At 27.7% G+C, this 11,996-nt stretch carries 12 protein-coding genes; all 12 read right to left on the reverse strand.

Annotated features, from left to right (window positions below; all coding sequences use genetic code 11):
• Position 1: 1 nt before the first annotated feature.
• Positions 2-616, reverse strand: coding sequence for an imidazole glycerol phosphate synthase subunit HisH (gene hisH / locus ACUN3A_RS06035; protein WP_445550434.1), 615 nt, complete (start codon positions 614-616; stop codon positions 2-4).
• Between the two features lies 1 nt (position 617).
• Complete coding sequence (locus ACUN3A_RS06040; RefSeq protein WP_445550435.1) at positions 618-1,760, reverse strand: N-acetyl sugar amidotransferase; 1,143 nt, start codon at positions 1,758-1,760, stop codon at positions 618-620.
• A 1-nt stretch (position 1,761) separates the two neighbouring features.
• Positions 1,762-2,478, reverse strand: a complete 717-nt coding sequence (locus tag ACUN3A_RS06045; protein ID WP_445550436.1) for a glycosyltransferase — start codon at positions 2,476-2,478, stop codon at positions 1,762-1,764.
• Positions 2,479-2,512: 34 nt separating this feature from the next.
• The gene (locus ACUN3A_RS06050) at positions 2,513-3,385 is read right to left on the reverse strand and encodes a glycosyltransferase family 2 protein (protein WP_445550437.1); all 873 of its coding nucleotides are present in this window, start codon (positions 3,383-3,385) and stop codon (positions 2,513-2,515) included.
• Positions 3,386-3,394: 9 nt separating this feature from the next.
• Complete coding sequence (locus ACUN3A_RS06055) at positions 3,395-4,495, reverse strand: O-antigen polymerase (RefSeq protein WP_445550438.1); 1,101 nt, start codon at positions 4,493-4,495, stop codon at positions 3,395-3,397.
• Between the two features lie 168 nt (positions 4,496-4,663).
• The gene (locus ACUN3A_RS06060) at positions 4,664-5,644 is read right to left on the reverse strand and encodes a hypothetical protein (RefSeq protein ID WP_445550439.1); all 981 of its coding nucleotides are present in this window, start codon (positions 5,642-5,644) and stop codon (positions 4,664-4,666) included.
• Positions 5,644-6,783, reverse strand: a complete 1,140-nt coding sequence (locus ACUN3A_RS06065; protein WP_445550440.1) for an NAD-dependent epimerase/dehydratase family protein — start codon at positions 6,781-6,783, stop codon at positions 5,644-5,646. The genes ACUN3A_RS06060 and ACUN3A_RS06065 overlap by 1 nt, the downstream gene beginning before the upstream one ends.
• On the reverse strand, positions 6,783-7,388 hold the full coding sequence (locus ACUN3A_RS06070; protein WP_445550441.1) for an acyltransferase: 606 nt from the start codon (positions 7,386-7,388) through the stop codon (positions 6,783-6,785). Before ACUN3A_RS06070 ends, ACUN3A_RS06065 begins: the two co-directional genes overlap by 1 nt.
• 2 nt (positions 7,389-7,390) lie before the next feature.
• Positions 7,391-8,824, reverse strand: a complete 1,434-nt coding sequence (locus ACUN3A_RS06075; RefSeq protein ID WP_445550442.1) for a lipopolysaccharide biosynthesis protein — start codon at positions 8,822-8,824, stop codon at positions 7,391-7,393.
• Between the two features lie 19 nt (positions 8,825-8,843).
• Positions 8,844-10,043: a capsular polysaccharide export protein, LipB/KpsS family gene (locus ACUN3A_RS06080; RefSeq protein WP_445550443.1), complete on the reverse strand. Its 1,200-nt coding sequence runs from the start codon at positions 10,041-10,043 to the stop codon at positions 8,844-8,846.
• A 260-nt stretch (positions 10,044-10,303) separates the two neighbouring features.
• Entirely contained in the window at positions 10,304-11,365 is a 1,062-nt protein-coding gene (locus tag ACUN3A_RS06085) for a sialidase family protein (protein WP_445550444.1), read from the reverse strand.
• A gap of 112 nt (positions 11,366-11,477) precedes the next feature.
• Positions 11,478-11,996: a KdsC family phosphatase gene (locus ACUN3A_RS06090; RefSeq protein WP_445550445.1), complete on the reverse strand. Its 519-nt coding sequence runs from the start codon at positions 11,994-11,996 to the stop codon at positions 11,478-11,480.

The following is an 11,996-nucleotide window of genomic DNA, read 5'->3' on the forward strand; positions in this document are numbered from 1 at the left end:
TTTATAATTTTGAAAAATTATGTAATAAAGTTTCGCCATAATGATGACTTTTTTCCGGATGAAATTGAATTCCATACACATTATCATTATGAGCAGCACAAGTAAATTGTCCACCATATTCTGAAACAGCTAAAATATCTGCTGGATTATTACATTCAAAATAATAAGAATGCAAAAAATAAAACAAAGCATCTTTTTCTAATCCCTCAAATAGTTTATTAGAAATTACAGGTTGTACATCATTCCATCCCATATGTGGAAGCCTTGTGACTTGTTTAATTTTTGACTCGTCAATTTTTTTGACTGAAGCGTCAATCCATTTCAAGCCTTCCATATTGCCCTCTTCACTCGAATTTCCCATCATTTGCATTCCTACACAAATACCAATAACTGGAACTTTTTCTACCATTACTAATTCATCTAATTTTTCACGCATTCCAGATTTTATTAATTCTGACATTGCATGATCAAAATGACCAACTCCTGGTAAAATTATTTTTTGAGCACCATTTAAATCAGCAGCAACTTTAGCAATTTTCACTGGAACATTTACCCTTTTATAGACATTTACAAAAGCATTAATATTACCAACACCATAATCAATTATTGTTATCATTTTATCTAAATAACCTTTTTTCTAAACCAAGTTTCATCATTATTTTAGCTCCAAAACCAATTAATTTTATTTTGTTTTTATAATCATGAAATGTTTTATTTTCTCCTTCAAAAATAGTTTGAAGTTCATCTTTAGTTAAATCCAATTTATTAGCCACATATTCAAATTCTTTTTCAAGAAAATCATCACTTAATTCTGGTTTAGAAACTCTTTCTAAAGCCTCTTCTCTGGTCATTTGTCCAGTTAAAATTAAACTTGAAAAATGGGCTCTCCTTTTTTGAAAGCCAAATTTTCTAGGCATCCAATAGTCTTCATAAAATCGAGTAAATCTCGACTCATGATGTTTATGTTGAAATCGCTCCCATCCAAATTTTTGTTCTAATAAATTTTCTGCATCTTTTTTAATATAGGGTACTAAATTTAAAGGTTTAAAAACTTTCATACCTAAAACATATCTGTAATATATTTTATAACTTAAAATATCTACTAATGGAAACGTTTTTAATTCTCTTTTACCAAATTTTGTATGAATATCTTTTACTAATATTTTATCTATTCCTGGAAAACCTCCCCATTCCTCAGGCTCACGACAACATTCTGTAGAATAATTCCCCCCTGTTAAAACATACTTTATTTTATTTTTCTTTGCAAATTTGTATAAAGAAGAAAAGAATGCGTAATCCTGTGGTAAATCTTGATCAACAATTTGGGATCTCAAAAAAGCCAACTGTAAATCTTTCATTTCTTCCCAATTAATTACATCGGTATATAAATGAATTCCAAGACCATTGACTAATTTTTCAATATTACCGACAGCCTTATCTGTATTCCAACCTGCATCTACGTGGTACAAAAGAGGCCTAAGACCCATAATTTCTTTGGCCACATAAGCTACATATGAGCTATCTAAACCACCACTCAAACCAATAATACAGTCAAAATCCTTTCCCTTACCTTCTTTCTTTATTTTTGCAGCTTCACGCATTAATTCTTCATAACCTTTTTCATCAGTATGCCAATTAGGCAAAATTACATTTTGAAAGTTATGATAATAATCGGACTCTCCATTTTCGTCAAAAACAATATTCGGATCTGAAGTATCCATAATGGTCTTAGTGCAGATTTGGTATTTTCTATTATCCATTTTAATTTTTTATTAATATTTTTCTACACGTTAATTGGACTAGTGATTGTACAAATATTATCCTTGACCATATCTTCAAAATTAATTTTCTTTTTACAATACTAGCATTATTACCATGTACTCTTCTTTCAAAAGTCACTTCATCACAATGCAAATTAGACTTCGCTATATTTGCAGCCATAGCAATCCATAAATCATGTGATTCTACATAATTAGGTATTGGCAAAATGAGTTTTTGCATTTCTTTTTTAAATGCCATTGAACACCCGTAATAATTTTCTTTGCCTGCAAAAATATCAAAAATATTTTTCATATATTTTTGAGAACTTTTTGACTCAACTCCAGTAATCTTAAAATCAATTCTATCTCCTTGTGAATTTATAAAATTAGAATTTGAAGAAATTAACATTGCGTCAGAATTCAACAACTTATTTCTAATTAAATCAACTCTTCCATCTATCCAAATATCATCTTGATCAGACATAAAAATTAAATCTTTTGTTGCTAATGAAATTGCTCGTCCAAAAGAATAAACATGTCCCTTATTAACTTCATTTCTAAATACATTTATTCTTTTGTCTTCAAAAGATTTAATAGTTTTAACTGTTGAATCAGTTGAACAATCATCAACAATAATTATCTCATCTCCTTCGTTCAATTGATTTAAAATTGATTCTAATTGTTGTTTAATAAACTCTGCTCCATTATAAGAAGCCATACAGACACTTATCTCCATTTATATTATATCTATCTTAACCCTTTTTACCTTTTCTATTAAATACCCCATCCCTAATTGCTTGAAAATAATTCTTTACATATTTTGTTTTACCTTTTACAAACAAAATAATTAAAAAATTATGAACCAATGCAGATACAATTTCTTTCAGCCCCATAAGAATAGGTACATTTTTGTTTCGTATAAATAGAAATGAATTTCTTATTTTATAATAAGATCTTAATGGACCGTGTACAAAAAGTCTTATTAAATACAAATTTATAGACTTTTCCCCAATTGCATGAATCATCTTTGCTTTTGGATTAACAAATATCGGAACTCCTTTAGAATGGCATCTTAGACACCATTCGGTATCGACAAAATCAATAAAGTAATCTTCATTCATAAATCCAACAATATCAAACACTTCTTTATTGACCGCACTACCGGAAGAAATAATAACATCAGCAGAATAAATATCTTCATTATCTGGAGTCTGAATTATTTTAAGTAATCCAAAACTATTCAATTTATAACTTGGAAATCGAAAACCGCAATTCTTATCATAAAATACAGGAGAGATAACCATTGGTTGATTTTTTTTTAGGGAACTAGTCAAACTAGAAATAAAATCATTATCTATTTGCGAATCTTGATCAAAAAACACCAAAACTTCAGCTCCGCTTTCAATTGCATACCTAATTCCAATATTCTGGGCTTTTGCAATACCACAATTTTCATTGAGATTTATCAAATGTACTCCCGAATCTTTTGACAAATCTTTTATATAACCGTTCTCACTATTATCTACTAAGATTACATTTGTATTGCTAAACAATAATGCTTGACAAATTCTAAATAAATTCTTTATGTCTGGATTATAGCAGACAATAACACAATAAATATTCATTTTTTTTGACTAGACTTGAACAGTTTGTTCTGAACTAAGATTGGATACATTAAGTATTTTATTCCAATACCATAGTGCTAATAATAAACCGTATGAATTAAAAAATGTGGGATTAGTAAATGAATTAGCAACATAGATTAAAAACAGTACTACATATAAAACATTATCCCCTAAATAAGATGCAATCTTTTTTGTAGGCAAGATTATAACTAGATACAATATTGGAGTAAGTATAAAACCAAAATATCTCAACATATCCAATGGTGTTATTTCAGTATGTGCCTTCATCGTTTGAGATCCTTTTGAATAGTAAAAAGAAGCTAATCCTTCTCCGAGAAAAAAATTAAAAAAATTCAGATGCTCTATAAAAGATTCAAAGTGTCCTATTTTAACACTATTAGATTCTTCTTTTGAATCAAAAACATTTGTAGCTGCTAATAAATAAAAAATTAGAAGTATTACTAATGGAATAGTGAACGATAAAAAGTATATTTTATTTTTAAGGCTTGATTTAAAAAAAATTATAGCTATTGTTGCAATAAGACAGCTCAAAATCAAACCTCTAGAAGCACTTATAAAAACAGTTATAAATAAAATAATAGCACATAAAAGACTTCTAAACTTTCTTTTATCTAAATAAGAAATAACAAATAAACAATAAGGTAAATATAAAAACGGAACAGTTCCCATATGAAAACTTAACGATCCTTCTTCTGCAAATTCTCTTAGCCCATTAGAACCAGCACTATAATTACTAAAAAACATATAATAAGGGGCTGAAATTGGCAGATCCATAAATACCACAACAATCAACAATGAAATCCCAGTATATACTGCCATAGCAAAACCAGATATTTTTGCAATCTTATCAATGTCAATTCTATATCTAGATATTGGATATATCAGAAATAGTACCAAGGCCGAAAGAAAAAACTGTAATGCTAATTCTTTATCAACAAAATTAAAAAAGGAAAAAACATATCCATACAAAAAAATAAAAAGTACAATAAATGGAGAAATAGTGTTTAATCTATATAATTTATGATTAATCACTACAAAAACAACTATAATTAAGTATATTAATTTATTAAATAATGTTGTGGGAAACATTAATGACAAAATAAAAAAATATAAAAACAAGAGATTAACTCTTTTATTCAATTCAAGCCCCATGTGGTATAATCCTTTATCTAAGATGGTTTTTTAAAAACTTAAAGTTTATTTATTTTTCAATTTGGATCTTTTAAATCAAATATATCTTCTGATATAATAATCACTTTACTCTTCTAACATTCTCTTTAACCAATTTTTAATAGAATATTTAGAAGCTATTTTTTCAGAAATAAAAAAATAATCTACTTTAAAAAAATTTAAATCCAAAACTGGATTTTCACGATCAATTACCATCACATTATTAGGATGGTAGAAATCATAATTTACAATATCTTTATTGGTAGTAATTATTTTTTTTTGAGCCCCCACCATTTCTATAGTCCTCATTGTCAAACCACTCTGGTCCGGATGAGCAATATCGAGAATAACCTTAGACCTGATTAGAGTCTCAAAATTATCTTTTGCTGACACTGGTTTGAATACAAAAAATTTTCTATTACCTTTTAAATCTCCCCCTATAATACTATCTAGAAGATAACTCAGATAGCCTGTAAACAAGACCATTTTATACCTCATACCATAAGGTTCAATAGCATTAACTAATTTCTTAATAAGATTCAAACGGTCTGAATGATACCACCCTAAATGATAAAGATCATAATCGGTTTTAATTACCTCACTTCTATTTGCATATTCATTTCTAAAAAAAAGTGGATGAAATATTAATTCCTTATGCTGCTGACAGTCAAACCTATCGAAAGAATATACTTTGTCAAAAAATCGGAATTTGTTTTCAATTGTTTTAAACCGTTTCAACGAGTCCCATAAATAAAGAACAAATTTTGCTTTTAAATTTTTATTTTTTATTATATGTAATGCCTCTTCTGTTAAATATTCGCATTTTATAATAAAAATCAGATCGTAATCCGTTGCAGATTTATTAGAAATCTCCAAACTATACGCAGCTCTCTGAGCCTCTAACTTTCTAGTCTTGCCAAATCTGGTATTCAATCTATATTGTATGGTATTAGGCGGGACTTCCGACAAATAATCCACATCATAATCCAGTTTTTTAAATTCTTGAATTATAGCTTCCTCGTAATCATAAAACCCTATACCAATAAATAATACACGTTTCTTGCTCATTATTTGAATAGTCCCTTTTCTTTCATTTCAGCAATAGACTCATCATATTTACTATCCTTAACTTCTTGAGTAAGTACCCAATCTGTAAACTTTTTAATCCCAGAGACAAAATTATATTTTGGCGAAAAACCTAACAAATCATTTATCTTCTTCAAATCAGCATAGTTATGTCTGATATCTCCTAAACGATAATTACCTGTAATATTAATCTTAGTGTTACTAGAATAATTTTTAATTAATTCTTTAGCAACTGTAATTACATCCGTTGGTTCTCCAGTACCCACATTAAAAACTTCTCCATTTGCATTCTCATTTTCTAACCCTAAAATAGTAGCTTCAACAACATCATCAATAAAAACAAAATCACGACTTTCTTTTCCATCTTCAAAAACATTAATGTCTTTACCGTTTTTTATTAAAGTTGAAAATATTGATAAAATTCCTGTATAAGGATTTGTCAAAGACTGCCCAGGCCCATAAACATTTTGATAACGAAAAGCAACAGGTAAAATACCAATAGTTGGACAAACTGTCATTATCATTTGTTCCTGATTTTGCTTTGTTATACCGTAAACAGATGAAGGATGAATTTTAGAATCTTCATCGGTTGCAACTAATCGTAATGAACTAGATAAACCATTATATTTAACTTCAAAATCACCATTCTCCATAAAATCATCAGTTCGATGTTTTGGATAAACTGCTGAATTCAATTCATCAGACCAATATTTGCCCTCACCATAAATTGATCTTGAAGAAGCAATTATAATTTTTTTTACTGAATGAGATTTATTAGCTAGTATATCCAACATAATTGCGGTACCACCAATATTAACGGAACTATATTTTTCTATTTCATACATCGATTGTCCTGTACCTGTTTCTGCTGCAAAATGCACTATGGCATCTTGACCATAAAGAGCTCTTTCCCAATCTGTTCGTGACGTAACACAACCATTAAAAAAAGTAACTTTATCTTTTATTGACAGGTAGAGAACTGATTCATTTTCTGCATCTTCACCGTGTATTTGAGGTGATAAATTATCTAAAACACTAACTTTATACCCCTTATCTATTAACTTTAATGCTAAATTTGAACCTATAAAACCAGCTCCTCCTGTAATTAAAATATTTTTCATCATTCTTCTTTTGTAAAATCTCCTTTTTTATTTGTTTTCTTCCATTGATTCGTTGCAAAACAATAACGTCTAATTATTTTAGCTGGTGCGCCAACTACAATGCTATAATCAGGAAAATTCCCAAGAACAACACTATTTGCACCGATTACACAATGTTTACCAATTTTTGTTCCTGGCAGAATGACTGCATTATTATAAATTTTACAATCTTCTCCAATACTTACTGGTGTAACTTCTAGAGGCTGTTTTTCAATTGATAAATCAATATTTTCGTATGGATGATTAATATCTGTAATTGTAACATTTGCTGCGATAGCTGTATTCTTACCCACAAAAACACTTTGAGCACATGTTAAATGTAAATTTTGTTGAATAGTGCAATTTTCCCCAATTTCAATGTGAGGATAAAAGCTTATTCCTTCATAACTTGTTATCCCTTCTATCCTAGCATTGGCCTGAACAAAAACATTATCCGAAACGGATATAAATTTCGGAGTAACAATCAACGGATTCTTAATAAATGAATTTCCACCTAATTTCTTGTAATTTCTTTTATTAATAACAAACCATAGTTTTCTAAATAATGCAATATAAATCCTATTCATAATTATATCTCTTTTACTTTTTTAGTAAAAAATTTGCTTTTAATAAAACTAAGATCAATGTTTAAAATTTTAAAACTAAGAAAAATAAATACCAACGAAATAATTATTTTTATTACAATATTTGAGATTAGTTCAAATTCGAATAGGGCATCGTATATTGTTGGTATTAAAACGACTAATAACATTAATAGGATCTGAGTTACAATATATTTTTTTGTAATGACCGTATGAAATTGAAATATAATATTTGAGAATAAAAATGAAGCTGCAGAAGCAAGTATAGCTCCGTAGCAGCCATAATAAGGAATGAAAATTAAATTAAGAGCAACTGAAATAACAGCAGAAATAATAGAAACTAATGAAACTAACTTTTGTTTTTTATCTGCAATCATTAAAATATTTAAATAAGTATTAACTCCGGCAATAACGACAGAAACAATAAAAAGTGGCACCAATTTATACCCTTCCCTAAAAGCACCTGATGTTGCTATAATAAAAAATTCTTTGCTAAAAATAGATGCTCCAAAAGCTCCCACAAAAATTGCCAATAAATAAATTTTATATAATTTAAGATTTGTCTCCTGAAAATTTTCATTGAAATATTCTTTAAACAAAACAGGTTCAAATGTTTTATACAAAGCTTGAATCACAATATTTAAAACTGTAGCCAAAGTAATCGCTACAGAAAATATACCTAACTCATCTAATGAAATATATCTTTCTAAAATTACTCTGTCACTTAATGAAACAAACAAAAAAGCTAAACTACCAGGAAGAATTGGTAATGTAAAATGTAAAGCTTCTTTAATCAATTTAAAATTGATCTTAAAAATACTATTCTTATATATCATATAAAAATAGATAAACATGAATGGTATATTTATGATTAAACGTGCATAATAACTCCCCAAAATGCCTTCTTTATATACCACAACTAATAGATACACCATCAAAAACTGTAACAAAGTCCGAGAAAGGCTTAAAATCAAAAATCCTTTTGCATTTTCTCTAACTCTATATAATACTAATGGTATTATAGAAATTACATCAAAAAAATTATTTAAAATTGCTAACTGAAAGTAAGGTTTAAAAGGTACATTGATATTAAAAAGGTCAATCAAAAACGGAAAAAAGAGCAATTGAAATACAATTAAAATACAATTAAAACCAAAAATGAACAAAAAAACACTTCCTATTATTTCCTTTCTATAGTTTTCATCCTTTGTGGCATAATAATTTTTTAAAACAAATGTATTTAATGACAACGTTGCAATTACGAATACAAATGTCATTACTGAATTAGTATAACTTACAATTCCGTACTCTTCTGTATTCAAAAACTTAGTTAATATTGGTAATAAAAGAAATGATATAATTCTTGGTACTATTTCTCCTAATGAATAATATATTGTGGTTTTAATTATTTTTTTTGACATTAAAATTTTATAATCATAATTAATTAATTCCTATTTTATTCATAAACTGAGTAAACTGAGCTGTATCAAATTTTTTAAAAAATAAATCTTTTTTTAAGACATCATCTACAAATTCTGTTTCAAATGCTTTAACAAGTTCATCTACATTATCTACTAGACTAATATTAGGAAGTTCAAATACATGACTATGCCTAGTATAGGTCTGTTTTTTATATATAATTCCTCTAATTTTTAAATGATATGCCTCATACAAAGCAGTAGATTGAATCAATAAAATTGCTTTTGAAATTTCTAAAAGTTCATATAGACTTTTCTCATTCGTATAGACTTTTACATTCTCAAAATTTGCAAATTGATCAACATAATATTGTTTTTCGGAGAATTGGTTGGGGTGTAATTTAAAATACACTTTTGTTTCGTTTCTTCTATTAGCAAACTCAAGAACTAAATTTTTTAAATTTTCTCCAAAAACATCTGAACTTGCAACTAATAATCCTTGAGCAGAACTATCTTTAAGAGCAATCTTAGTATCCTGATCATTATAAAAAAAAGAATTCCCCATGGAAAAAATCTTTTTTACAGGTATATTTAATTTTTCAATCCAAAAATCTGAAAAAGAAAAATAATAAGTTGGCATATAAATTCGATGGTCATCATAACTAATTGTTTTATTATAATTGTAAGCCAAGTGTCCTTCGTCAATAATCCCGTGCTGAACTTCAATAACTGGAATATTGCACTTTTTGGCAGCAGCAAAAAGTCCTTTTTGAATACCATTCTGTGTAATAAAAACTGCTTTTACTTTTTTCCATTTTAAGATAAAATAATAAAAAGCATAATCAATTTTAAAATCAATTACAATATTGTTAATTTCTTCGTTTCCAATTTTAGAATTTTCATGTTCTGAAGTAATTAATGATACTAAATCTGAATAATCTTGTGTTTTGAAAAAAAAATTAAATACTTTTCTAAATATAAATATGGGATCAAATAAAGTATTATCATAATACCATTTTGTTTTATCTCTTTCGAAATTTTCAAAAGCAAAATACTTCCCAGAAATTGTATTTAATACATCCCCTAAATTTTGATCAAAAACTTTAGTTTCATTAATTTTATTACGTGAAGCAGTAAAAAATAAATAATCACATTTTTTGAAAAACAAGAAAGACAAAAAAGAACACAACTCTTTTATAATTTGGCTCTTTTTAAGCCTCATTTCAACTCCCTTTGTCGTAGAATTTTGACACCACAATAAATGATAGTATAACTGAAAACGTATTAAATCCCAATAATAAATAGTTTTTTTTTTTCTTTCAAATAAATTATACTTCTGTTCAAAATCAAAAAAAACATTCTGATCAAAATGCTTTACTTCTCTCTCATTTGACACACTCATCATTTTAAAATCTCTCTAAATAAATTAATAACACAACAACAGCTAAAACTTTTGACTAAAATAGTATTCAAATTCTAAATTTAAAGACCATACTCACTCAAATTAAGTTTTTGAACGTAAACATTAGAATGATCTAATTTAGGACTTTCATGTGATGAATAGTAACTTAGCCATAAATAACCATCCTTAATCACCATCCCTGCATAACCACAATCTCCACCACTTGCCAAAGTTAATAATTTGGAATAGGTTTTTGTTTCCAAATCATAACTATATAAAACCACTTTCCTTACCTTTGTATTTATATTAGTATCATCTCTACCAGTAATTAGCATTTTATTTTTGTACAATAAAAAGTTAGGTCCGCCAAAGGAATAAATAGGTATTCTGTCAAAAATCTGCCACGTTTTATTGTTATCCGTACTCTTTGCCAATAGCAAATTTTTTTCCCTAATTATTGCATAGAAAACTCCATCTTGATCTACTCGAATGGTAGTTTCCCCTCTATTTGGTGAAAGGTTTTGAACAGAATTTAAAGCTTTAAAATTTAAACCATCCTTACTTTCGTACATATCAAATACTTCAGCTCCAACCATAAAATTATAACCGAAAGTATAGGCTATATATTTATACCAAGTAACTCTCCAAGGCCAAGACTCATTCCCAGGAATTGGTTTATCGACTTTTTTTAAATTATCAAGTTTAACACTTTTTAAATCAGACCAATTATGCTTATTCACACAAACTGCCCTATAGTCATAAAACCCTAATAGCTCCTTATTACTATATTTTGAGCCATGAATATATAACATCAATTGATCGCCATTCACGGAAAATTTAGGGTCTCTTAAATCAATACTATCTACAATAAAAGTTTTGATAAGTTTCCAATTTTCATAATTCCCTCTAGAATACAAATGGATAACTCCATCTTTCCCAAAAACATGTTTATCCGATTCTCTAAAAGTCAAATACCATACATTTTTAAAATACACTAAATCTGTAAAATAGTATGAACTATTTTCATCTAATGGAACTAGAGAATTTATTTTTAATTCCTCTTCTGAAACTTGATTGTCTTCCTGGAAAGTACATGAAATTACTAAAAATGCAGATAAAACTGCAAGTATTATTTTTTTCATTCTAGTGGTATTTAATTTTTATTTTGGAAAATTATTCGCAAAAATAAAAAAAATGGCTTTATAAAACCAACATTACTAACATACTGTAAAAAGATATTGAGGTAATTATATATTATTGGTTAAAATTATCTAGAGATGTAAGATAAATTCCTAATGCATTTTCTATATTTTCCTGCCCTAAAATTTTCTCAACGAATTCTCTAAAAACTCCACTTCCACCTTTCTTAGTTAATACTAAGTTTGTGTACTTTTTAATGTATTCTGGTGCATCTATCGGGCAAGCACTTATACCAGCCTTCTGTAAAACTTGAATATCATTTAGATCGTCACCAATATAAGCAATCTCCGTAATAGATATGTTATGTTCCAAACATAAACTTTCTACAACTTGAAGCTTATTTTTAATTCCCATGAATAAAATATCAATACCTAATTTTTTGGCTCTATTTTTAACAATTAAATTAGTCTCTCCTGTTATAATGCCAACTGGTATATTTAGTAATTTACAAAAAAGGATTCCTGCACTATCAGATGTATTATACTTCTTAAACTCATTACCAGTATTATCATAATACATTCCACCATCGGTCCAAACGCCATCAATATCTGTCAAAATAAGTTTAGGAAGCAT

It is taken from the genome of Flavobacterium sp. WC2509 (assembly GCF_052683105.1).